Origin of the sequence: Pseudomonas sp. WS 5079, assembly GCF_012985465.1 — a bacterium.
Taxonomy (GTDB): domain Bacteria; phylum Pseudomonadota; class Gammaproteobacteria; order Pseudomonadales; family Pseudomonadaceae; genus Aquipseudomonas.
The window spans coordinates 183,834-205,474 of record NZ_JAAQWN010000007.1; the positions used below are offsets into that span (position 1 = coordinate 183,834).

The window sequence follows — 21,641 nt, forward strand, 5'->3', positions numbered from 1 at the left end:
CGATAGCGGTGTTTAAGCCGATACATTCGGCGACTGATACACCGCTATCGCGGGCAAGCCCGCTCCCACACAAGCCGGGGGTTTTGTGGCGCTGGTTATAGATCCGCTTCCTGCACCACCCTCACCACTCCCGCATCCAGCGCATACGCCGCATCCGCCAGGTCGTTGTTGACCGTCTCTACCTTCAAGGTGCCGGTCACCCAAAGCGGCGTGTAGATGTCATCCAGCTTCAAGCCCTTGGGATAGCGCACCAACACCAACTGATTTGGCGGCGGCGGCGGCACGTGGATGCACGCGCCCGGGTAAGGCACCAGGAAGAACAAGGTGCTGCGGCCCTTGGCATCGGTTTCCAATGGCACCGGGTAGCCCCCCAGGCGGATATGCTTACCGTTCAGGGCGGCCACGGTCTTGGTCGAGTACATCACCGCCGGCAAACCTTTGCTCTGCTTCAAGCCACCCTTTTCGGTAAAGGTGCCCAGGGCTTCCGGGGAGTTGTGGTCGATATCCGGCATTTGCTCCAGGGCTTTCTGGTCTGACTCAGGCATCAGTTCCAGCCAGTCGGTTTCCGGCAATTGGGCGGCGTGTGCCAGGCTTGAACCCAGCAAAAGGACAGTCAACAGGAGGCGGCGCATGAAGGGGCTCGGCAAATGAACACAGTGCCGGCATTCTAGCCCTCTGCGCCTGCGCAGCGCAGAGGGCTTGTCGCTAAATCATTTCTTTTTCAGCAGACCGTAGATCACCAGCAACACGATGGCACCGACCAGCGCGCCAATGAAGCCTGCGCCCTGGCCTGCCTGGTAGATACCCAGCGCCTGGCCGCCATAGGTCGCCGCCAGGGAGCCGGCGATACCCAGCAGGATGGTCATGATCCAGCCCATGCTGTCGTCGCCTGGTTTCAGGAAACGCGCCAGCAGGCCGACGATCAAACCGATAAAGATGGTCCCAATGATACCCATGGCATTTCCCTCTGAATGAAAGTTAGCTGAAGCCTAGTCAGACTTTGGCATCCTGCAATCAGAGGATGGCGGTCACCAATGGTTCCCGCCAGCCCGTGGGTTATTGCGCGGCGATCAGTGCCTGGACCTTGGCGATCTGCGCGTCGAGTGTCGCGCGGTCCTTGCAACGCAGGTTGGCGTGGCCGACCTTGCGCCCGACCTTGAAGGCCTTGCCGTAGTGATGCAGGTGGCAGTCATCAATCGCAATGACCTGCTCTACCGGCGGCACCACACCAATGAAGTTGAGCATCGCGCTCTCGCCCACCTTGGCCGTGGAACCCAGTGGCAGGCCCGCAACCGCCCGCAGGTGGTTTTCGAACTGGCTGCACTCGGCGCCTTCGGTGGTCCAGTGCCCGGAGTTGTGTACACGCGGGGCGATTTCGTTGGCCTTGAGGCCACCGTCCACTTCAAAGAATTCGAAGGCCATCACGCCGACATAATCCAGTTGCTTGAGCACGCGGCTGGAATAGTCTTCGGCCAGGGCCTGCAACGGGTGGTCGGTGCTGGCCACGGACAGCTTGAGGATGCCGCTGTCGTGGGTGTTGTGCACCAACGGGTAGAAGCGCGTTTCGCCATCACGGGCGCGCACGGCCACCAGCGAGACTTCGCCGGTGAACGGCACGAAGCCTTCCAGCAGGCAAGCAACGCTGCCCAGCTCGGCGAAGGTGCCGACCACATCGGCTTCGGTACGCAGGACTTTCTGGCCCTTGCCGTCATAACCCAGGGTGCGGGTTTTCAGCACAGCCGGCAGGCCGATGCTGGCGACGGCAGCGTCCAGGTCCGCCTGGGACTGGATGTCGGCGAAGGCCGGGGTCGGAATGCCCAGGTCCTTGAACATGCTCTTTTCGAACCAGCGGTCACGGGCGATGCGCAGGGCTTCGGCGCTCGGGTACACCGGCACGAATTGCGACAGGAACGCCACGGTTTCGGCCGGCACACTTTCGAACTCGAAGGTCACCAGGTCGACTTCATCGGCCAGTTGGCGCAAGTGGTCCGGGTCGCTGTAGTCCGCCCGCAGGTGTTCGCCCAGGGCCGCCGCACAGGCGTCCGGCGCCGGATCAAGAAACGCGAAGTTCATCCCCAGCGGCGTACCCGCCAGGGCCAGCATGCGACCCAGTTGGCCGCCACCGATTACACCGATTTTCATCAATCAACAACCTCAGGCGATGCGTGGGTCTGGATTGTCCAGGACGCTGTCAGTCTGTTCGGCGCGGAATTTCTTCAGGGCCGCGTGGAACTGTGGATGCTTGGCGCCCAGGATACTGGCCGACAGCAATGCCGCGTTGATCGCGCCAGCCTTGCCGATCGCCAGGGTGGCCACCGGAATGCCGGCGGGCATCTGCACGATGGACAGCAGCGAATCCACGCCCGAGAGCATCGACGACTGCACCGGCACACCGAGTACCGGCAAGTGGGTCTTGGCCGCACACATGCCCGGCAGGTGGGCTGCGCCACCGGCACCGGCGATAATCACCTCGATGCCACGGGATTCTGCTTCATCGGCATACTGGAACAGCAAGTCCGGTGTGCGGTGGGCGGAAACCACCTTCACTTCAAACGGAATGCCGAGTTTTTCCAGCATATCGGCGGTGTGGCTAAGGGTGGACCAATCGGACTTGGAGCCCATGATCACGCCAACCAATGCACTCATCGTCGTGCCTCTTCTCTCTGGGCGCCCGCAGGCGCGTCAAAAAACAACAAGCCACGCGGGAAATCCGGCGTGGCTTGTTGTACGAATTAAGGCCGGTTGGACCGGCCGAAGGCCGCGCAGTATACCGTAATAATGCAGATAAACAGCCCCTGGAATGACCATCTGTCTTACCGGTCAAACCTGCGGTTTTATTGACTTCAGAGTCAGCCAAAACACCCAAAACCTGTAGGAGCCGGCTTGCCGGCGATTGCGGTCAATCAGCACCAAATATTCGACTGGCACACTGCTATCGCTGGCAAGCCAGCTCCTATAGTTAACCGCGTTCGGCCGGCGGATTCTGCGTTGCCCCACCTTCCAACTTGCGCCACAACAACCGCACGTTCGCCTTGCGCACCAACGCGCAGCGATACAGGCGGATCTCCAGCGGCACATGCCACTGCGACCCGCCGCACACTACCAGTTCACCCCGGGCCAGCTCGGCGCGTACGCTCAACTGTGGTACCCAGGCAATCCCCAGCCCTTCCAGCGCCATGCTTTTAAGGCTGTCGGCCATGGCGGTTTCATACACCGTGGTAAAGCGCAGGGCGCGCTGGCGCAGCAGCAGGTTCACCGAACGCCCGAGGAATGCCCCAGCGCTGTAGGCCAGCAATGGCACGCTGCCCTCGCCTTCCAGGTCAAACAGCGGCTTGCCATCGGCATCGGCGGCGCACACCGGAAGCATTTCGGTGTTGCCCAGGTGCAGCGACGGGAAAATATCCGGGTCCATCTGCATTGCCGCATCCGGGTCGTAGAACGCCAGCATCAGGTCGCAGCCACCTTCGCGCAGGGCATGCACCGCGTCGCCGACGTTGGTCGCGACCAGCCGCGTGGCGATGTTCAGCCCTTCGTTGCGCAATTGCGCGATCCAGCGTGGGAAAAAGCCCAGCGCCAGGGAGTGCGCCGCCGCGACTTGCATGACTTCGCCCTGGCCGCCTTCAAGGTGATGCAAATGGCGTAGCACTTCGCCCAGTTGCTCGACCACCGTGCGCGCCGTTACCAGGAACAACTGCCCCGCCGCCGTCAATTCGACGGGCGTGCGCGAACGGTTGACCAGCGTCAGCCCCAGGGCCGCCTCAAGGCTGCGGATGCGTCGACTGAAGGCCGGCTGGGTGACAAAGCGCCGCTCCGCCGCCTGGGAGAAGCTGCGCGTGGCCGCCAGGGCGCTAAAGTCTTCCAGCCATTTGCTTTCAAGGTTCATCTGATTCTCCAGGGCATGCACCATTTTGGCACACACGCCCGCCATGTTAACCGGGTCACATCAACATTATGCCGTTTGTGCATAGGCCAGCGCTTAATAGCATTGGCCCAAAAACTCCCACAAGCCTAGCATTCACAGCGTTCCGGCCTAGCCCGGGTCCATATCGAGATGATTTCCGTCATGTCCTCCGCTGCATCATTCCGCACAGAAAAAGACCTGCTTGGCGTACTCGAAGTACCTGCCCAAGCGTATTACGGCATCCAGACCCTGCGAGCCGTGAATAACTTCCGTCTCTCCGGCGTTCCGATTTCGCATTACCCGAAATTGGTGGTCGGTCTGGCAATGGTCAAGCAAGCCGCCGCTGATGCCAACCGCGAGTTGGGCCAGCTCAGCGAAGCCAAGCACGCTGCCATCAGCGAAGCCTGCGCCCGCCTGATCCGCGGCGACTTCCACGAAGAGTTCGTGGTGGACATGATTCAAGGCGGCGCTGGCACTTCAACCAACATGAATGCCAACGAAGTCATCGCCAACATCGCGTTGGAGGCCATGGGCCACAACAAGGGCGAGTACCAATACCTGCACCCCAACAACGACGTGAACATGGCGCAGTCGACCAACGACGCCTATCCGACCGCGATCCGCCTGGGTCTGCTGTTGGGCCATGACGCGCTGCTGGCCAGCCTCGACAGCCTGATCCAGGCGTTCGCCGCCAAGGGTGTCGAGTTCGGCCACGTCCTGAAAATGGGCCGTACCCAGCTGCAAGATGCCGTGCCGATGACCCTCGGCCAGGAATTCCGTGCCTTCGCCACGACCCTGGGTGAAGACCTGGCACGCCTCAAGACCCTGGCGCCGGAGCTGCTGACCGAAGTCAACCTGGGCGGCACCGCCATCGGTACCGGCATCAACGCCGACCCGCGCTACCAGGCCCTGGCTGTACAGCGCCTGGCCACCATCAGCGGCCAGCCGCTGGTACCGGCGGCCGACTTGATCGAAGCCACCTCCGACATGGGCGCGTTCGTGCTGTTCTCCGGCATGCTCAAGCGTACGGCGGTGAAGCTGTCGAAGATCTGCAACGACCTGCGCCTGCTGTCCAGCGGCCCACGTACCGGGATCAACGAAATCAACCTGCCAGCGCGTCAGCCAGGCAGCTCGATCATGCCCGGCAAGGTCAACCCGGTCATCCCGGAAGCCGTGAACCAGGTGGCCTTCCAGGTCATCGGTAACGACCTGGCCCTGACCATGGCGGCCGAAGGCGGCCAACTGCAACTGAACGTGATGGAGCCGCTGATCGCCTTCAAGATCTTCGACTCGATCCGCCTGCTGCAACGCGCCATGGACATGCTGCGCGAGCACTGCATCGTCGGCATCACCGCCAACGAAGCACGCTGCCGCGAACTGGTGGAGCACTCCATCGGCCTGGTCACCGCGCTGAACCCGTACATCGGCTATGAAAACGCCACCCGCATCGCCCGCATTGCCCTCGAAAGCGGCCGCGGCGTGCTGGAACTGGTGCGCGAAGAAGGCTTGCTCGACGACGCCATGCTCGACGACATCCTGCGCCCGGAAAACATGATTGCCCCGCGTCTGGTGCCTTTGAAGGCCTGAACGCATGTAGCACCGCTCACCAGGTTGAGGGACTAGACACCTCTCACCCTTTTGAGGGCTTGAAGACTTGCTCTTCAGGCCCTTTTTTTTGCCCGCAATTTGCCAACCCCCAACCTTTGTAGGAGCCGGCTTGCCGGCGATGAGGTCCTCAAGGCAGGTACAACATTTCAAGGACGCCATCGCCGACAAGCCGGCTCCTACATAAACGCAACCAGTCCCTCGAATGCGTTTTACATATAAAACAAATAACGCCTTTCGCAACTTCCCCGCGTTACCCAATAAAGCACCGACTTCTTGCAACTTCCCATTACACGCTCAAGCAGTGTGCAATTTCGTGCCATATAAGAACCAACGTTTCATATATGAAACAACCAACTTCCAACTATTAGAACCTAAATCACTAATATCAAAGGATATTTACTAATAGTTTGTAGGAAATAACCCCCTGGCATTGTTCATGCACTAAACGGCGTATCACCTATAAAACAGACCAGAGTACCTACCTGATGGCTGTGAAAGAGATGTACGCCGTGACGCCCCAATGGAATAACCAAGCTCTCAGGGAAGAGCTGGAGCCGACTGAAATTGAATTTCGCAATGTCGGTAAATGTTTCCCGGCCAAGGGTAAAGCAGACGCGCCCTTCGCCATTCGCGAGGTGAACTTCAAGATTCGCCGGGGTGAAGTGGTGTCGATCATCGGCCCTTCCGGTTGCGGCAAGAGCACCATCCTGAACATGGGCTCGGGCCTGTACCGCCCCAGCGAAGGTGAAGTGTTCGTTGGTGGCGAGCCGGTCACCGGGCCGGTGCCGCAGGTTGCGTTCATGTTGCAAAAGGACCTGCTGATGCCCTGGCGCAGCATCCGCCGCAACGTCGAGCTGGGCCTGGAGATCCAGGGCGTACCCGCCACCACCCGGCAGAAAGTCGCCCTCGACCTGCTCGAGCGCTGCCACCTCAATGGCTACGCCGATCACTACCCGTTCCAGCTATCCGGTGGCATGCGCCAGCGCGCCGCCCTGGCCCGCACCCTGGCCATCGACCCGCAGGTGCTGTTCCTCGACGAGCCGTTCTCGGCCCTCGATGCCCAGACCAAGATGATCCTGCAACAGGACATGGCGCGGATGCTGTTCGACGAGAAGAAGACCGCGCTGTTCATCACCCATGACCTGATCGAAGGCATCGCCATGTCCGACCGCTTGCTGGTCATGAGCGCCCGCCCCGGCACGATCATCGAGGAAATCAGTATCGACCTGCCGTTTCGCGACAACCCCCTGGAGCGCCGCAAGCTGCCGGAAATCGGCCCGCTGGTCGGCCGCCTGATGGAGTTGCTCCAGGTCGGCGCCGACACCGAACTGCACTGATCACCGCCCTTGCGGCCCCCAACCGATTCAGGAGTCCCCATGCTCAAGTCTCTGTTTCAACGTCTTTGCGCCCTCAGCCTGGGCCTCGGCATGGCCTGTGCCGCCCAGGCGCAGCCGACCAAGGTCACCTACCTGCTGCCGGCGCCGCCCAACTCGCCCGCGTTCGCTCCGTGGATCATCGCCAAGGAAAAGGGCTACTACACGACCCAGGACCTGGACCTGACCTTTATCGCCGCCAAAGGTGGCGTGGACGTGGCCAAGCAGATCGGCGCCGGTAATGCGCTGATCGGCGGAGCCATCGGTGACACGCCGATCGTGGTGCGGGCCAATGGCATCCCGGTGCGCGCCGTGGCGGTGCTGGGCGACGGCGGGGTGACGATGATCGCCACCAACGCCAAGGACAACATCAACAGCGTCAGCGACCTCAAGGGCAAGACCATGACGGTGATGTCGTACTCCGACACCACTTACTACGCCCTGCTCGCCTCGCTGCGCAAAGCCGGGCTGGGCAAAAACGACGTGAACATCCAGGCCGCCGGCCCCGCCGGGGTCTGGCAATTGTTCTCCGCCAACAAGGCCCAGGCCATGGCGGGCGTGCCGGACTGGGTGATCAATGCCGAGGAAGCCGGGGTGCAGATCAAGCTGATCCCCCAGGACCAGATTTTCGAGAGCATGGCCCAGGCGATTCTCGCCTCCGACGACGCGATCAAGAACCAGCCCCAGATTGTGCGCGGCGTGGTCCAGGGCACCCTGCAAGGCATGCGCGACATCATCCAGGACCCGCGCGCCGCCGCCGCGACCTTCGCCAAGGCGGTACCGGCCTACGCCGGCAAGGAAGACTCGCTGGAGAAAATCTTCAAGCTCTACGTCGAACACGTCTACGCCAAGCAGGCCGTGCTCGGGCACATCGATCCGCAGCACCTGGACAAGGTCCTGCAGTTCTATGTCAGCGAGGGCATCGTCACTCAGGCGACTCCGCTTGAAGACCTCTTCACCAACCAATTCGTCGACAGCCCGGTCGCCGCACAGTGAACCACCGGGACATTGAGGTACGTACACGATGAAAAACAACAACTCCGTGCTCGGTAGCGTCGCGCTGCTGATCCTGTTCCTGGTGCTTTGGCAATGGGGCCCCGGCCTGCTCGGCATGCCCGAGTTCGTCATGCCCAAACTCAGCCGCGTGGCCCAGGAAGGCCTGGTGATGTGGCAAACCGGCGGCCTGCTGCAACACACCCTGATCACCGCCCTGGAGATCGTCGTCGGCTTCGCCCTCGGCGCCCTGCTGGGAGTGATGATCGGTGTCTCGCTGGGCCTGTCGCCGGCGGCCGAAGCCATGTTGTCGCCGTACATCCTGGCCTTGCAGATCGCCCCGAAAGTCGCCTTCGCGCCGCTGTTCGTGATGTGGCTGGGCTACACCATCTACCCGAAGATTCTGATCGCGATCCTGATCGTGTTTTTCCCGGTGATGATCAACGTGCTCTCGGCAATCCGCACCGTCGACCCGGACATGATCAACCTGGTACGCACCATGAATGCCAGCCGCTGGCAGATCTTCCGCCTGGTGGAGTTCCCGTCGGCCATGGCCGCACTGTTTTCCGGCCTGCGCATTGCCTCGACCCTGGCCGTGATCGGCGTCACCGTCGGTGAGCTGGTCGGTGGCAACCAGGGCCTGGGCTTCTTGCTGGTAGACGCCGAGGGCCAGGGCAACACCGCCGGGGTGTTCGTCGCCATTGTCGCGCTGACCCTGATTGGGGTGATCGCCTACGGCGCAGTGGTGTGGGCGGAAAAACGCGTCCTGCACTACATGCCCAAAGCCATGTTGAGCACCCAATGATGAGCCGCCATGACCTTTTGCTTGCAGGCCGCCGCGTGCTGGTCACCGGTGGCGCCCGGGGCCTGGGCTATGCCTTTGCCCAGGCCATCGGCCAGGCCGGCGCCCGGGTGGTGATTGCCGATGTGCTGCACGAGCGTGTACAGCAGGCCGCCGGTGAATTACGGGCGCTGGGCCTGGACGTGCAGGCCGTGGCTGTCGACCTGGCGCAACCCACCTCGATCCAGGCCTGTGTCGACGCGACGATCAGCCTGCTGGGCGGCCTCGACGGCCTGGTGAACAACGTCTCGATCACCAACTCCGGGGGCAAGGGCTGCGAAGAGCTGAGCATCGACACCTGGGACCAGGTGATGCAGGTCAACGTGCGCGGCACCTGGCTGATGACCACCGCCTGCCTGCCGGCCCTGCGCGCCAGCGGCCAGGGCGCCATCGTCAACCTGGCCTCGGACACCCCGCTGTGGGGTGCACCGAACCTGTTGGCCTACGTCGCCAGCAAGGGCGCGATCATCGCCATGACCCGCAGCCTGGCCCGTGAGCTGGGCAGCGACAACATCACCGTCAACGCCATCGCCCCCGGCCTGGTGCTGGTGGAAGCCACCGCCTACGTGCCCGAGGCGCGCCACCGTTTGTACAACGACCAACGGGCCCTGCAACGCCCGCAATTGCCCGAAGACGTCAGCGGCGCCGTGCTGTTCGCGCTGTCCGACCTTGCCCGCTTTATCACTGGACAAACCCTGCCGGTCAACGGCGGGTTCGTCATGCCTTGATCTGGAGACTGTCATGACTGATCTATCTGCCCAAAACGACACCCCGAAAAGCTGGGACCGCCCTGCCGGCGCCAGCCTGGAAAGCTGGATGAGCACGCGCATCGCCCGCTACGAGACGCGCAAGTACGACTGGGATGCCCTGAAGTTCCAGGCCGACTACGACCCCAAGTTCCGCCGTGCGCAAATGCGCTACATCGGCACTGGCGGTACCGGCATCAGCACCGACATGAACACCATCCCGTCGGAGCACTTCACCTTTTCCACCATGGTCATCCCGGCCGGCCACGAAGGCCCGCCGCACCTGCACATTGACGTCGAAGAAGTGTTTTTCGTGCTGCGCGGCAAACTCAAGGTGGTACTGGAAAAGGACGGCGAGCGTTTCGAAACCATCCTCACCGACCGCGACGTGATTTCCGTGCCGCCGGGCGTGTACCGCGAAGAGATCAATATCGGCGACGAAGACGCGCTGATGTGCGTGATGCTCGGCGCGAAAAAGCCGATCACCCCGACCTATCCGCCAGAGCACCCTCTGGCCTCGATCAAGCGCGGGTAAGCCCATGTTGCCAGGACTCACCCAAGCCGCGCCGACGGCCGACCTGCAAGCCCAACTGCAGCGCGACTTCCCCCAGCGCCTGGTCGCCGCCGCCGGTGGCCAGCAGGCCCTGCGCGAATGCGGCACGGGGCCGGCGGTGGTGTTGCTGCACGGTATCGGCTCGGGCGCGGCGTCCTGGCTGCAAGTGGCACAGCACCTGGCGGCCCAGGCCCGGGTCATCGCCTGGGACGCGCCCGGCTATGGCGACTCCAGCCCCCTGGAGTCGGACGTGCCCAAGGCCGAGCAATACGCCGCCCGCCTGGTGCAGATGCTCGATGCGCTGGAGGTGAACGAGTGCGTGCTGGTCGGCCATTCCCTGGGCGCACTGACCGCCCTGGCCTTGGCCCGCAGTGCCCAGGCCAAGCGGGTGAGCCGCCTGGTGCTGATCAGCCCGGCTCGCGGCTATGGCGCACCCGAGCGCAGCCAGCAGCGCCAGCAAGTACGCCAGCAACGCCTGGATAACCTGCAACGCCTGGGTATCGCCGGCCTGGCCGCACAACGTAGCGCCCACATGCTCTCGTCGCGGGCCCAGCCCGAAGCGTTGGCCTGGGTGCACTGGAACATGGCCCGCCTGAACCCGCTGGGTTATCGCCAGGCCATCGAATTGCTGTGCGGCGACGACTTGCTGCGCCACGGCCAACCTGCAATGCCCTGCGAAGTGCATTGCGGCGAAGCCGACGCCATCACCACGCCCGACACCTGCCTGGGCGTAGCCAAGGCCCTGGGTGCCAGCTTCAACCTGATCGCCGACGCAGGCCATGCCAGCCCCATCGAACAACCGCTGGTGGTTGCCGGTCGCCTGGCCTACGCCCTCAAACAATCCCTGACAGGTAGAACCCTATGAACGACTCAGATCTGCTGAAGGATGCTCAGGACAAATACATCGTGCCGGGCCTGGAGCGCGGCTTGCTGCTGCTCTGCGAGTTCAGCCGGCGCAACCGCACCCTGACCGCGCCGGAACTGGCACGGCGCCTGGCGCTGCCGCGCTCGACCATTTTCCGCCTGCTGACCACCCTGGAAACCATGGGCTTCGTCACCCGCAGCGGCAACGAATACCGCCTGGGCATGTCGGTGCTGCGCCTGGGCTTCGAGTACCTGGCCTCGCTGGAGCTGACCGAACTCGGCCAGCCGCTGCTGGCCCGTTTGTGCGACCGGGTTAACTACCCCAGCAACCTGGTGGTGCGCGACGGGCGTTCCATCGTCTATGTGGCCAAGGTTTCGCCGCCGTCGGTGTTCTCCAACGCGGTCAACGTCGGCACCCGCCTGCCGGCCCATGCCACGGTGCTGGGGCGCATCCTCCTCGAAGACCTGTCACTGGCCGAACTGCGCGAGCTGTACCCCGAGGAGCACCTGGAACAGCACTCCCACTGCACCCCCAAAACCGTGATGGAGCTGTTCGACATGCTCCAGGCCGACCGCCAGCGCGGCTTTGTCAGCGGCGAAGGGTTCTTTGAATCGGCGATTTCCACAGTGGCCGCGCCCGTGCGCGACCAGAGCGGCGACATCGTGGCCGCCCTCGGCGTGACCATCCCGACCACGCAGATCGGTCATGTGAATTTTGAAGAGCTGTTGACCCAGGTACGACGCAGCGCCGACGAGCTGTCGCGCCTGCTCAACTACAACGGCGGCGCCCACAGCAGCCAGCCCCGCGTCACTGCCTTGATGAGAGATTGAGATGAGCCTTTATCCATTGCAGGGCCGCACCGCAATCGTCACCGGAGGCTCCTCGGGCATTGGTCTGGCGTGCGTCGAGCTGCTGCTGGAAGCCGGCGCCGCCGTTGCGTTCTGCGGCCGCGATGCAGAACGCCTGCGCCGTGCCGAAAGCGGCCTGCGCCAACGTTTCCCCCAAGGCCAACTGCTGGCCCAGGTGTGCGATGTGCTCGATGGCGAAGCGGTCAACGCCTTTGCCAGCGCCAGCCAGGCCGCGCTGGGCGCCGCCAGTGTGTTGATCAACAACGCCGGGCAAGGCCGGGTCTCGACCTTCGCAGACACCACCGACAGCGCCTGGACCGAAGAGCTGCACCTGAAGTTTTTTTCGGTGATCAACCCGGTCCGCGCCTTCAAGCCGCAGCTGCAAAACCAGGCCGATGCCGCCATCGTCTGCGTCAACTCACTGCTGGCCAGCCAGCCGGAGCCGCACATGGTCGCCACCTCGGCCGCCCGCGCCGGGATCAAGAACCTGGTGCGCTCGATGGCCACCGAGTTCGCCCCGCAAGGCATCCGCGTCAACGGCATCCTGATTGGCCTGGTGGAGTCCGGGCAATGGCGCCGCCGCTTCGAAGCGCGTGAAGAACGCGACCTCGACTGGGCGCAATGGACCGCCCGCCTGGCCCAACAAAAACATATTCCCCTGGGGCGCCTGGGCCTGCCGATTGAAGCGGCCCGCGCGATCCTGTTTCTGGCCTCGCCTCTGTCGGCTTACACCACAGGCAGCCATATCGATGTATCCGGAGGCCTGTCCCGCCATGCGTAATGAAAACACTGTCACCGTGGGCGCTGCCATCACCGCCTTTCTCGAACAATGCGACGTCAAGGCCGCGTTTGGCGTGATCTCGATCCACAACATGCCGATCCTCGATGCCTTCGCCGTGCGCGGCAATATCCGCTTTGTCATGGCCCGGGGTGAAGCCGGCGCCGCCAACATGGCTGACGCCTATGCCCGTACCACCGGCGGCCTGGGCGTGTGCCTGACCTCCACCGGCACCGCCGCCGGCAATGCCGCCGGCGCCATGGTTGAAGCGCAGACTGCCGGCACCCCGCTGCTGCACATCACCGGGCAGATCGAGACGCCATACCTGGATCAGGAACTGGCGTATATCCACGAAGCCCGCGACCAGTTGAACATGCTCAAGGCCGTGTCCAAGGCCGCCTTTCGCGTGCGCAGCGTCGAGACCGCCATCAGCACCCTGAAGCTCGCGGTACAGACCGCCCTCACCGCGCCCACCGGCCCGGTCAGCGTCGAGATCCCGATCGATATCCAGTCGACCTTTATCCCGATGCCTACCGACCTGTCGCCGCTGCCGATCCCGGTCGCCGTGCCGGCACCGGAAGCCCTCGACCTGGTGGCCGCGCGCCTGGCCAGTGCCAAGCGCCCGATGCTCTGGCTCGGTGGCGGCGCACGGCATGCCGGGACGCAGGTCAAGCGCCTGCTGGCGATGGGCGTGGGGGTGATCACCTCGACCCAAGGCCGTGGCGTGGTCAATGAAGACGACGAGCGCTGCCTGGGGGCCTTTTCGCAGAACAAACGGGTCGAGCAGTTCCTGCAAACCTGCGATGCACTGCTGATCGCCGGGTCGCGCCTGCGCAGCAACGAGACCTTCAAGTACGCGCTCAAGCTGCCGCAGAACACCCTGCGCATCGACGCCAACCCGGCCATCGAAGGCCGCAGCTATGCCAGCGAGCTGTTTATCTGCGGCGATACGGCCCTGGCCCTGGACGGCCTGGCTGACCGCCTGGAAGGCCGCCTGCATACCGATCCGCAATTCCTCGTCGAACTCAAGGCCGTGCGCGAGCAATCGCGCAACCAACTGGTGGCGGACCTGGGCCCGTACTCGGCGATGGTCGAGCAATTGCAGGCCAGCACCGGGCGCAACTTCTCCTGGGTGCGCGATGTGACCCTGTCCAACAGCATCTGGGGCAACCGCCTGCTCAACCTGTACCACCCGCGTGCCGGGGTTCACGCCTTGGGCGGCGGTATCGGCCAAGGCCTGGCGATGGGCATCGGCGCCGCGGTCGCAGCCGCTGAAACCGCGCCCGAGCGCAAGGTGTTCGCCCTGGCGGGCGATGGCGGTTTCATCCTCAACCTGGGTGAGCTGGCGACCCTGGTCCAGGAGCGCGCCAACCTGGTGATCCTGCTGATGAACGACCAGCGCTATGGGGTCATCCGCAATATCCAGGACGCGGTCTACGGTAGCCGGCATTGCTATGTCGACCTGCACACCCCGGACTACACCAAGCTCGCCGAATCCATGGGCCTGCGCCACGGCCTGGTCACCGACCTCAAGGATTTCGGCAAGGTGGTCGACAGCGCCCTGAGCCAACCCGGCCCGTTCCTGCTGGAAGTGGACATGCTCAGCGTGGGCAATTTCGCCACCCAGTTCGCCGGCCCGCCCAACAGCGAAACCAAAGCCCAGAAGGCCACCGCCTGAGGATCGCCGCATGTTGCATATCACCATGATCGGCTGCGGCGCCATTGGCGTCGGCGTGCTGGAGCTGCTGGAGAACGATCCGCAGTTGTGCGTGGATTACGTCATTGCCTCCGAGGGCTCAGAGGCGTTGGTGCGCCAGCGCCTGGCCAGTTTCAAGCGACCGCCGCAGGTGCTCACCGCCTTGCCCGCCGATACGCGCCCGGATTTGCTGGTGGAATGCGCCGGCCACCGCGCTATCGAGGAACATGTGCTGCCGGCCCTGGAGCGTGGGATTGCCTGCCTGATTGTGTCGGTCGGCGCCTTGTCCGAAGTGGGTCTGGTCGAGCGCCTGGAAGCAGCCGCTGAGCGCGGCAAGACCCGCATCGAGCTGCTGCCCGGTGCGATTGGCGGTATTGATGCGTTGTCGGCGGCCAAGGTCGGCGGCCTGGATTCGGTCAACTACACCGGGCGCAAGCCGGCCCGCGCCTGGAAAAACACTCCCGGCGAGCAGGCGTGCGACCTCGACACCATCAGCCAAGCCACGGTGATCTTCCAGGGCAGCGCCCGCGAAGCCGCGCGGCTGTATCCGAAAAACGCCAACGTCGCCGCCACCCTGTCCCTGGCCGGGCTGGGCCTGGATCGCACCCACGTCACGCTGATCGCCGACCCCCACAGCGACGAAAACGTCCACCACTTCGAAGCCCGTGGCGCCTTTGGCCGTTTCGAGTTGAGCCTGCGCGGCAAGCCGCTTTTGGCCAACCCCAAGACCTCGGCGCTGACCGTGTACAGCGTGGTCCGTGCGCTGGGCAACCACGCCCATGCCATCTCAATTTAGGAGCCCGTCGATGACCCTCGAACAGACTTTACCGATCTGCATCGCCGGCCACTGGCGCCTGGGCCGTGGCGAACGCTACGCCAGCCGCTACCCGGCCACCGGCGAGGCCGTGGCCTGGCTCAATGCTGCCGATTTGCAGGATGTGGAAGACGCCATCCAGGGCGCGCACCAGGCCTTCCTGCACAGCGGCTGGGCCCAACGCAAACCCCATGAGCGGGCCAGCGTGCTGTACCGCATCGCCGAGCTGATCCGCCTGCACAGTGAGGAACTGGCGCAGCTGCAACGCCAGGATAACGGCAAGCCGATCAATGAAACCCGTGCGCTGGTGGCCAGTGCGGCCGGCACCTTCCAGTTCTTCGCCGCCGCCTGCGAAACCCTCGAAGAAACCATCACCCCCTCGCGCGGCGATTTCGTCAGCATGAGCGTGTATGAGCCGATGGGCGTGGTCGCCGCGATCACTCCGTGGAATTCGCCGATTGCCAGCGAGGCGCAGAAGGTCGCGCCAGCCCTGGCGGCGGGCAATGCGGTGGTGATCAAGCCAGCGGAAATCACCCCGCTGCTGGCCCTGCGCCTGGCGCGCTTGTGTGAAGAGGCCGGCCTGCCCAAGGGCCTGATCAGCGTGCTGCCCGGCAAGGGCTCGCTGCTGGGTGATGCGCTGACCCGCCACCCGCTGGTCAAGCGCGTGTCGTTCACCGGCGGCACCCGCACTGGCAAGCACATCGCCCATATCGCCGCCGACAAGATGATGCCGGTGTCGTTGGAGCTGGGCGGCAAGTCGCCGACCATCGTCCTTGATGACGCCGACCTCGACCACGCGGTGGCGGGCGTGCTCTACGGCATCTTCAGCTCTTCGGGCGAGGCCTGTATTGCCGGCTCGCGACTGTTTGTCGCGCGCGCCCTGTACGAACCCTTCATGCAACGCCTGGTAGCCGCCGCCGCGAACCTGCGCATGGGCGACCCGGCCGACGAAAACACGCAGATGGGCCCGCTGATCAGCGCCAGCCATCGTGAATCGGTGGAACGCTACGTCGCCCTCGGCCTGGCCGAAGGCGGGCGCCTGCGCCTGGGTGGGCAGCGGCCTAGCGGCGGACTGTATGACCAGGGTTACTTCTACCCGCCGACCATCCTCGAAGGCCTGCACAACCAACAACAGGTGTGCCAGGAAGAAATCTTCGGCCCGGTGCTGGTGGCCATGCCCTTCGACGATGAAGAGCAACTGCTGGAGCAGGCCAACGACAGCCTGTACGCCCTCGCGGCAGGCATCTGGAGCCGCGACTACAAGCGCGCCTGGGCCCTGGGCCGGCGCTTGCAGGCTGGCACGGTGTGGATCAACACCTACAAGCAGTTCTCGATTTCCACGCCGTTCGGCGGTTGGCGCGACAGCGGCCTGGGCCGCGAGAAAGGCCGCCTGGGGATCCTGCAATACATGGAACAAAAGAGCCTCTACTGGGGCATGAACCAACAGCCACTGGCCTGGGCCGGTGTGCCACACGAGGTAGCGTGATGAGCGTTTTAGGTATTGATGAAGTCACCTATGGCGTCGAGGACCTCGACACCTGCGTGCGTTTTTTCAGCGACTGGGGCCTGACTCAGGTCAGCGCGCAACCCGATGAGGTGATCTTCGAGACCCTCAACGGCTGCCGCGTAGTGCTCGCCGACCTGAACAAACCCGGCCTGCCGCCCGCCATCGAGGCCGGCTCGACCGTGCGCGAAGTGGTGTGGGGCGTGGCCGACGCGGCGGACCTTGCGCTGTACGCCGAACGCATCGCCAACGACCCGGGGTTTGTCGAGGGCAACGGCCGTATCGGCTGCACCGACCCCAACGGCTTGGCGATCCGCCTGCAAGTGACGCGCAAGCGTGAGCTGGAGATTGAATGCAGCGGCCACAACACCTGGCAGACCAAGGGTCGGATCAACAAGGCGGCGCCGATCTACGAGCGCGCCACGCCGATTGAAGTCGGCCACGTGGTGTTTTTCGTCAAGGACGTAAACGCCTGCGAAGCCTTCTACCACGAACGTTTCGGCTTCCAGGCCTCGGACCGCTACCCGGACCGCGGGGCCTTTTTGCGCACCGCCGAGGAAGGCGGCCATCACGACCTGTTCATGCTGCAACTGCCGGCGCCACGGGCCGGCCTGAACCATGTGGCCTTTACCGTGCGCGATGTGCACGAGGTGTTTGGCGGCGGCATGCACGTGTCCCGCAGCGGCTGGCCGACCGAGATCGGCCCTGGGCGCCACCCGGTGTCTTCGGCGTTTTTCTGGTACTTCAAAAACCCCGCTGGCGCGCTGGTGGAGTACTACGCCGACGAAGACCAACTGACCGGCGAATGGCAGCCCCGCACCTTTGAGCCGGGGCCCACGGTGTTCGCCGAATGGGCGATTGCCGGCGGTATCGACGGCAATACCCGGCGCCAGCAACACGTCGAGGCGCCGCAAGGCAAGTTCCTCACCGACAAACCGAAACCTTGAGCAGGAGTCGCCCATGCCTTCCTTAAATATTGCTATCGCCGGCGCCGGCATCGGCGGCCTGACCGCCGCGATCGCCCTGCACCGCGCCGGTCACCAGGTCACCGTGTTTGAACAGTCCAAGGCCTTTTTGCGGGTCGGTGCCGACATCAACCTCACCCCCAACGCGGTACGGGCGCTGGATGGCCTGGGAATTGGCGCCGCCGTGCGCATCCCGGCCGCGCGGCCGACCCACCGTATCAGCCGGATGTGGGACAGCGGCGAAGAGACGTCACGCCTGGAAATGTCCGACGCCGCCGAGCAGAAATACGGCGCCCCGCAACTGACCATCCACCGCGCCGACCTGCTGGCGGCCCTGGCTGAAGTATTCCCGCTGGAGCAGGTGCAGTTCGCCAAGCGTGCCGAACGGGTCGAGCACACTGACGACGGCATCTGCCTGCATTTCAAGGATGGCAGCCAGCACCACTGTGACGTGCTGATCGGCGCCGACGGTATCCACTCGGTGGTGCGCAACGCGCTGTTCGGCGAAGAGCACCCGCGCTTTACCGGGGTGGTGGCATACCGCGCGGTGGTGCCGGCCGAGTTGGTGGCCCATGTGCCGAATATCCAGGCCTTCACCAAATGGTGGGGCCCCAACCCCCAGAGCCAGATCGTTACGTTCCCGCTCAACCAGGGCAAGGACATCTTTATCTTCGCCACTACCGCCCAGGACAGCTGGCACGAAGAGTCGTGGACCAGCGCCGGCGATGCCGACGAACTGCGCAGCCACTACCAGGCATTCCACCCCGACGCCCGTGCCCTGCTGAATGCGTGCAGCGATGTGCTCAAGACCGCGCTGTATGAGCGCGACCCGCTGCCGTTCTGGTCCAAGGGACCCATCACCCTGCTGGGCGATGCGTGCCACCCGATGATGCCGTTCATGGCCCAGGGTGCCGGCCAGGCCATCGAGGATGCGGTGGTGCTCGCCCGTTACCTGCAAGACCTCGACAGCCCGTCCCAGGTCGCCGCTGCCTTGCAGGGCTATCAGCAGGCGCGCCTGGAACGCACCAGCCAGATCCAGATCGGCTCGCGCGGCAACCAGTGGCTCAAGGACGGCGGCAACGCCGATTGGGTCTACGGCTACGACGCCTGGACCATCCCCACCCAAAGCGCGGCCTGACCATGAGCGACACCTTGCTGGTGACCGTGCTGCTCAAGCACGACCAATCAAAGAACCTGGAAGACATTCAGCGGCACATGAAGCAGCAGGACTGGTGGGAGCGCTTTCCACCGCAAGGCGTGGAGGTGGTGAGCTGGACCGTGGCCATGGGCCTGGGCCAGATCGTCACCCTGCGCTTGGCGCCGGGCCTGCTGCCGTCCCTTAACGTGGAGCTTGAGCGCTCGGCGTGGGGCGTGTTCAGCACTGAAGTTTTCCCGACATACGACTTTATCCCGGTGCGCGAAACCATCCGCGAACGGGTACGCAACGGAGGTCAATGACATGAGCACTACCGAACGATTCCTCGAGCCCCATCAGGCGCGCAAACGGCCCAATACCCAGTTTGAAGAGCTGCTGGGCGACTCCATCGAGCGCGCCTTCGGCAACGGCGTGACCGAGTTGGCGGCCCTGCTCGCCCACCTCAACCTGGCCGGCCCGCCCTGCCCGCTGACCAGCGGCGAGTGGACGGCAGATGCCTATCAAACCCTGATGGCCCGGCTGGGCGAATGACCCGGCAGAAGGAATAAAACAATGACTATGCAATTGACCGTCGACCCTGTTGAAAACCATCTGGCCAATGGCCTCAAAGACCTCTGGTTCCCGGTATTACCCTCGGACCTGCTGGGTGAAAAGCCGGTATCGGTACGCCGCCTGGGCTACAAGATCGCCCTGTGGCGCGACAACGATGGCCGCGTGCACGCCCTCGAAGACCATTGCCCCCATCGCGGTGCGCCGCTGTCCCAGGGCCCGGTGTTGGGTGATCGCCTGCAATGCCCGTATCACGGCATCGAAGTGCGCTGTGACGGTACCGTGACCAAGGTACCGGGCAGCCCCGGCTGCAAACTCGAAGGCAGCCGCCCGACCCGCATGTTCCATACCCGCGAAGCGGCAGGCGCGATCTTTTTGTTCAATGCCACCGACCCGCATTTAGCGACCCCGCCGGACCTGGTGCTGCCCGAGCAACTGACGTCCCCGGAGTGGAGCAGCTTCGTCTGCTACACCGAGTGGAAAGGCGACTACCGCTACGTGATCGACAACGTCATGGACCCGATGCACGGCACCTACCTGCACAAGATGTCGCACTCGATGAGTGAAGGCGAAGCCACCGCCAAGTTCGTCACCCGCGACACCGACAACGGGTTCTTCTTCGAGAAGGAAGGCCAGCGCGGGGTGAACTTCGACTGGACCGAGTTCATGGACAACGGCTGCCATTGGCTGCGCCTGGAAATCCCCTACCCGAAAACCGGCGGCCCGGGCGGCAACTTCACCATTATCGGCAGCTACACCCCAAGCAGCCGCGCGCTCTCGGCGGTGTTCCACTGGCGCTGCCGACCGCTGACCGGCTGGCAGCGCGACACCTGGCGCTTCCTCTACAAAAACCGCCTGGAAGCGCGGCACTGGGCCGTGCTGGAGCAGGATCGGGTGCTGCTGGAGTTCATGGAGCCGGACGCCAACCAGCGCGAAAACCTCTACCAGCACGACCTGGGTGTGGTGCGCATGCGCCGTTACCTGAAGAACGCGGCCAAGGCCCAGCTCGAACTGATCGACGCGAAGCAACTGCCATGAACCCGGTCGTGGTGGCGCCCGCCGGGGCCAGTTGGTCGAATGCGCTGCTGATCGGCCGCGAGGTGGTGATGTCCGGGATGACCGCACACCCCGCCAGCCGCGAGGCGACCCTGGATTGCTACGCCCAGACCCTGGTGGTGCTGGGCAAGATCCAGGCGCTGGTGACGGCGGCCGGTGGGCATCTGGGCAATATCTACCGGCTGACGGTGTACCTCACCGATATCGCCGACAAGGACCAGGTGGGCCGCGCACGCCGCGATTTCTTCGCCGGGCAGGCCGTATTTCCCACGTCCACCCTAGTGGCCGTCAGCGCGCTGGTGTTTCCTGAACTTCGGGTCGAGATCGAGGCCAGTGCCCGGCTCGATGTCGACCTGCGTACCGTCACAGAGGTGAATGATGTCTAAGCCCTCCCTGCTCAACGCCCGCGTACACACCCTGCGCTATGAAGCCGAAGGCATCATCAGCGTGGAGTTTCGGCCGTTGGGCGATACCGTGTTCCCGCCGTTCGAGGCCGGCTCGCACATCGACCTGCACCTGGCCAACGGCCTGGTGCGCAGCTACTCGCTGCTCAATTCTCCCAGCGACCAGGGGCGCTACACCGTGGGCATCCTGCGTGACCGCAACAGCCGCGGCGGCTCGGAGTATGTGCACAGCCAACTGCGGGTCGGCATGGCGCTGTCGATCTCGGCGCCGCGCAACAACTTCGCGCTGGACCTGAGCGCCAGCCACAGTGTGCTGGTGGCCGGTGGCATCGGCATTACGCCGATCTACTGCATGTTTCGCCAACTGCTGGCCCAGGGCAAATCCGCCGAGCTGATCTATTGCGCGCGCTCGCGCCAGGAAGCGGCATTGGTGGAAGCCTTGAACGGCCTGGGTGCGCGGGTGGTGTACCACTTCAACGACGAAAAAGGCGTGCCGCCGGACCTCGCCGCCTACCTCGCCGGCCAACCTGCGGATACGCACTTCTACTGCTGCGGCCCAACGCCGATGCTGGATGCGTTCGAGGGCACCTGTGAGCGCCTGGGTTATCCCCATGCCCATATCGAGCGCTTTACCGCCGCCGAACTGCCGCCCAGCGAAGATGCGCAGAACCGCTATAGCGTGGAGTTGAAAAAGTCCGGCAAGACGCTGTCGGTGGAACCCGGCTTGAGCTTGCTGGATGTGCTGCTCGAAGCCGGTTGCGACATCGATCACAGCTGCCGCGAGGGGGTGTGCGGCTCCTGTGAAACGCGGGTGGTGGAAGGCCAGATCGACCACCGCGACGGGGTGCTGACCAAGGCCGAGCGCGCGGCGAACAAATCGATGATGGTGTGTGTTTCGGGCTGCAAGAGCCAACGGTTGGTGCTGGACCTCTAGCCCCCCTGTAGGAGCGAGCTTGCTCGCGAAGAACGTTAACGATAACGCGGTTTATCC

The 21,641-nt window shown here is 64.0% G+C and carries 24 protein-coding genes; 19 read left to right on the plus strand and 5 right to left on the minus strand.

What is annotated here, in order from left to right; all coding sequences use genetic code 11:
* Positions 1 to 95: 95 nt before the first annotated feature.
* From HBO05_RS19670 to HBO05_RS19690, 5 genes are all read right to left on the minus strand, one after another.
* Positions 96 to 632: a DUF3299 domain-containing protein gene (locus HBO05_RS19670; RefSeq protein WP_169955434.1), complete on the minus strand. Its 537-nt coding sequence runs from the start codon at positions 630 to 632 to the stop codon at positions 96 to 98.
* Between the two features lie 78 nt (positions 633 to 710).
* Positions 711 to 956, minus strand: coding sequence for a GlsB/YeaQ/YmgE family stress response membrane protein (locus tag HBO05_RS19675; RefSeq protein ID WP_029289950.1), 246 nt, complete (start codon positions 954 to 956; stop codon positions 711 to 713).
* Between the two features lie 100 nt (positions 957 to 1,056).
* The gene (locus tag HBO05_RS19680; protein ID WP_092232200.1) at positions 1,057 to 2,142 is read right to left on the minus strand and encodes a 5-(carboxyamino)imidazole ribonucleotide synthase; all 1,086 of its coding nucleotides are present in this window, start codon (positions 2,140 to 2,142) and stop codon (positions 1,057 to 1,059) included.
* A 12-nt stretch (positions 2,143 to 2,154) separates the two neighbouring features.
* Positions 2,155 to 2,646: a 5-(carboxyamino)imidazole ribonucleotide mutase gene (purE, locus tag HBO05_RS19685; protein WP_057440545.1), complete on the minus strand. Its 492-nt coding sequence runs from the start codon at positions 2,644 to 2,646 to the stop codon at positions 2,155 to 2,157.
* A gap of 313 nt (positions 2,647 to 2,959) precedes the next feature.
* Entirely contained in the window at positions 2,960 to 3,883 is a 924-nt protein-coding gene (locus HBO05_RS19690; protein ID WP_170057522.1) for a LysR substrate-binding domain-containing protein, read from the minus strand.
* Between the two features lie 180 nt (positions 3,884 to 4,063).
* Here HBO05_RS19690 and aspA point away from each other — a divergent pair, with 180 nt between their 5' ends.
* The 19 genes from aspA (at position 4,064) to HBO05_RS19785 (ending at position 21,584) form a co-directional block, all read left to right on the plus strand.
* Positions 4,064 to 5,488, plus strand: a complete 1,425-nt coding sequence (gene aspA, locus HBO05_RS19695; RefSeq protein ID WP_038444539.1) for an aspartate ammonia-lyase — start codon at positions 4,064 to 4,066, stop codon at positions 5,486 to 5,488.
* A gap of 521 nt (positions 5,489 to 6,009) precedes the next feature.
* Complete coding sequence (locus tag HBO05_RS19700; protein WP_262381437.1) at positions 6,010 to 6,846, plus strand: ABC transporter ATP-binding protein; 837 nt, start codon at positions 6,010 to 6,012, stop codon at positions 6,844 to 6,846.
* A 90-nt stretch (positions 6,847 to 6,936) separates the two neighbouring features.
* On the plus strand, positions 6,937 to 7,878 hold the full coding sequence (locus HBO05_RS19705; RefSeq protein ID WP_262381438.1) for an ABC transporter substrate-binding protein: 942 nt from the start codon (positions 6,937 to 6,939) through the stop codon (positions 7,876 to 7,878).
* A gap of 28 nt (positions 7,879 to 7,906) precedes the next feature.
* On the plus strand, positions 7,907 to 8,680 hold the full coding sequence (locus tag HBO05_RS19710; protein ID WP_076963115.1) for an ABC transporter permease: 774 nt from the start codon (positions 7,907 to 7,909) through the stop codon (positions 8,678 to 8,680).
* Positions 8,680 to 9,444 (plus strand): SDR family oxidoreductase, encoded by a 765-nt coding sequence (locus tag HBO05_RS19715; RefSeq protein ID WP_172313778.1) that lies wholly within the window; start codon positions 8,680 to 8,682, stop codon positions 9,442 to 9,444. Before HBO05_RS19710 ends, HBO05_RS19715 begins: the two co-directional genes overlap by 1 nt.
* A gap of 13 nt (positions 9,445 to 9,457) precedes the next feature.
* Positions 9,458 to 9,997: a cupin domain-containing protein gene (locus tag HBO05_RS19720; RefSeq protein ID WP_029289969.1), complete on the plus strand. Its 540-nt coding sequence runs from the start codon at positions 9,458 to 9,460 to the stop codon at positions 9,995 to 9,997.
* A 4-nt stretch (positions 9,998 to 10,001) separates the two neighbouring features.
* Positions 10,002 to 10,880 (plus strand): alpha/beta hydrolase, encoded by an 879-nt coding sequence (locus tag HBO05_RS19725; RefSeq protein WP_172313780.1) that lies wholly within the window; start codon positions 10,002 to 10,004, stop codon positions 10,878 to 10,880.
* Entirely contained in the window at positions 10,877 to 11,710 is an 834-nt protein-coding gene (locus tag HBO05_RS19730; RefSeq protein WP_169955440.1) for an IclR family transcriptional regulator, read from the plus strand. Before HBO05_RS19725 ends, HBO05_RS19730 begins: the two co-directional genes overlap by 4 nt.
* A gap of 1 nt (position 11,711) precedes the next feature.
* On the plus strand, positions 11,712 to 12,509 hold the full coding sequence (locus tag HBO05_RS19735; protein WP_172313782.1) for an SDR family oxidoreductase: 798 nt from the start codon (positions 11,712 to 11,714) through the stop codon (positions 12,507 to 12,509).
* On the plus strand, positions 12,502 to 14,184 hold the full coding sequence (locus tag HBO05_RS19740; RefSeq protein ID WP_172313784.1) for a thiamine pyrophosphate-binding protein: 1,683 nt from the start codon (positions 12,502 to 12,504) through the stop codon (positions 14,182 to 14,184). The genes HBO05_RS19735 and HBO05_RS19740 overlap by 8 nt, the downstream gene beginning before the upstream one ends.
* 10 nt (positions 14,185 to 14,194) lie before the next feature.
* Complete coding sequence (locus HBO05_RS19745; protein WP_169955443.1) at positions 14,195 to 14,998, plus strand: aspartate dehydrogenase; 804 nt, start codon at positions 14,195 to 14,197, stop codon at positions 14,996 to 14,998.
* Between the two features lie 10 nt (positions 14,999 to 15,008).
* Complete coding sequence (locus HBO05_RS19750; RefSeq protein WP_170042051.1) at positions 15,009 to 16,502, plus strand: aldehyde dehydrogenase; 1,494 nt, start codon at positions 15,009 to 15,011, stop codon at positions 16,500 to 16,502.
* On the plus strand, positions 16,502 to 17,467 hold the full coding sequence (locus HBO05_RS19755; RefSeq protein WP_169955445.1) for a VOC family protein: 966 nt from the start codon (positions 16,502 to 16,504) through the stop codon (positions 17,465 to 17,467). The genes HBO05_RS19750 and HBO05_RS19755 overlap by 1 nt, the downstream gene beginning before the upstream one ends.
* 13 nt (positions 17,468 to 17,480) lie before the next feature.
* A complete protein-coding gene (locus tag HBO05_RS19760) occupies positions 17,481 to 18,623 on the plus strand; it encodes an FAD-dependent monooxygenase (protein ID WP_169955446.1) in 1,143 nt (380 codons plus the stop codon).
* A 2-nt stretch (positions 18,624 to 18,625) separates the two neighbouring features.
* Positions 18,626 to 18,943 carry a hypothetical protein gene (locus HBO05_RS19765; RefSeq protein ID WP_169955447.1) on the plus strand — a complete coding sequence of 106 codons (318 nt, stop codon included), beginning with the start codon at positions 18,626 to 18,628 and terminating at the stop codon, positions 18,941 to 18,943.
* A 1-nt stretch (position 18,944) separates the two neighbouring features.
* Entirely contained in the window at positions 18,945 to 19,172 is a 228-nt protein-coding gene (locus tag HBO05_RS19770; RefSeq protein ID WP_029289990.1) for a recombinase-like helix-turn-helix domain-containing protein, read from the plus strand.
* A gap of 21 nt (positions 19,173 to 19,193) precedes the next feature.
* Positions 19,194 to 20,228: an aromatic ring-hydroxylating dioxygenase subunit alpha gene (locus HBO05_RS19775; RefSeq protein WP_172313786.1), complete on the plus strand. Its 1,035-nt coding sequence runs from the start codon at positions 19,194 to 19,196 to the stop codon at positions 20,226 to 20,228.
* On the plus strand, positions 20,225 to 20,632 hold the full coding sequence (locus HBO05_RS19780; protein ID WP_170042048.1) for a Rid family hydrolase: 408 nt from the start codon (positions 20,225 to 20,227) through the stop codon (positions 20,630 to 20,632). Before HBO05_RS19775 ends, HBO05_RS19780 begins: the two co-directional genes overlap by 4 nt.
* A complete protein-coding gene (locus tag HBO05_RS19785; RefSeq protein WP_172313788.1) occupies positions 20,625 to 21,584 on the plus strand; it encodes a PDR/VanB family oxidoreductase in 960 nt (319 codons plus the stop codon). The genes HBO05_RS19780 and HBO05_RS19785 overlap by 8 nt, the downstream gene beginning before the upstream one ends.
* Positions 21,585 to 21,641: the final 57 nt, after the last annotated feature.

Coding starts and splice junctions, on each gene's coding strand:
- HBO05_RS19670 (WP_169955434.1), bottom strand. CDS start 632: ATGCGCCGCCTCCTGTTGACTGTCCTTTTGCTGGGTTCAAGCCTGGCA.
- HBO05_RS19675 (WP_029289950.1), bottom strand. CDS start 956: ATGGGTATCATTGGGACCATCTTTATCGGTTTGATCGTCGGCCTGCTG.
- HBO05_RS19680 (WP_092232200.1), bottom strand. CDS start 2,142: ATGAAAATCGGTGTAATCGGTGGCGGCCAACTGGGTCGCATGCTGGCC.
- purE (WP_057440545.1), bottom strand. CDS start 2,646: ATGAGTGCATTGGTTGGCGTGATCATGGGCTCCAAGTCCGATTGGTCC.
- HBO05_RS19690 (WP_170057522.1), bottom strand. CDS start 3,883: ATGAACCTTGAAAGCAAATGGCTGGAAGACTTTAGCGCCCTGGCGGCC.
- aspA (WP_038444539.1), top strand. CDS start 4,064: ATGTCCTCCGCTGCATCATTCCGCACAGAAAAAGACCTGCTTGGCGTA.
- HBO05_RS19700 (WP_262381437.1), top strand. CDS start 6,010: ATGTACGCCGTGACGCCCCAATGGAATAACCAAGCTCTCAGGGAAGAG.
- HBO05_RS19705 (WP_262381438.1), top strand. CDS start 6,937: ATGGCCTGTGCCGCCCAGGCGCAGCCGACCAAGGTCACCTACCTGCTG.
- HBO05_RS19710 (WP_076963115.1), top strand. CDS start 7,907: ATGAAAAACAACAACTCCGTGCTCGGTAGCGTCGCGCTGCTGATCCTG.
- HBO05_RS19715 (WP_172313778.1), top strand. CDS start 8,680: ATGAGCCGCCATGACCTTTTGCTTGCAGGCCGCCGCGTGCTGGTCACC.
- HBO05_RS19720 (WP_029289969.1), top strand. CDS start 9,458: ATGACTGATCTATCTGCCCAAAACGACACCCCGAAAAGCTGGGACCGC.
- HBO05_RS19725 (WP_172313780.1), top strand. CDS start 10,002: ATGTTGCCAGGACTCACCCAAGCCGCGCCGACGGCCGACCTGCAAGCC.
- HBO05_RS19730 (WP_169955440.1), top strand. CDS start 10,877: ATGAACGACTCAGATCTGCTGAAGGATGCTCAGGACAAATACATCGTG.
- HBO05_RS19735 (WP_172313782.1), top strand. CDS start 11,712: ATGAGCCTTTATCCATTGCAGGGCCGCACCGCAATCGTCACCGGAGGC.
- HBO05_RS19740 (WP_172313784.1), top strand. CDS start 12,502: ATGCGTAATGAAAACACTGTCACCGTGGGCGCTGCCATCACCGCCTTT.
- HBO05_RS19745 (WP_169955443.1), top strand. CDS start 14,195: ATGTTGCATATCACCATGATCGGCTGCGGCGCCATTGGCGTCGGCGTG.
- HBO05_RS19750 (WP_170042051.1), top strand. CDS start 15,009: ATGACCCTCGAACAGACTTTACCGATCTGCATCGCCGGCCACTGGCGC.
- HBO05_RS19755 (WP_169955445.1), top strand. CDS start 16,502: ATGAGCGTTTTAGGTATTGATGAAGTCACCTATGGCGTCGAGGACCTC.
- HBO05_RS19760 (WP_169955446.1), top strand. CDS start 17,481: ATGCCTTCCTTAAATATTGCTATCGCCGGCGCCGGCATCGGCGGCCTG.
- HBO05_RS19765 (WP_169955447.1), top strand. CDS start 18,626: ATGAGCGACACCTTGCTGGTGACCGTGCTGCTCAAGCACGACCAATCA.
- HBO05_RS19770 (WP_029289990.1), top strand. CDS start 18,945: ATGAGCACTACCGAACGATTCCTCGAGCCCCATCAGGCGCGCAAACGG.
- HBO05_RS19775 (WP_172313786.1), top strand. CDS start 19,194: ATGACTATGCAATTGACCGTCGACCCTGTTGAAAACCATCTGGCCAAT.
- HBO05_RS19780 (WP_170042048.1), top strand. CDS start 20,225: ATGAACCCGGTCGTGGTGGCGCCCGCCGGGGCCAGTTGGTCGAATGCG.
- HBO05_RS19785 (WP_172313788.1), top strand. CDS start 20,625: ATGTCTAAGCCCTCCCTGCTCAACGCCCGCGTACACACCCTGCGCTAT.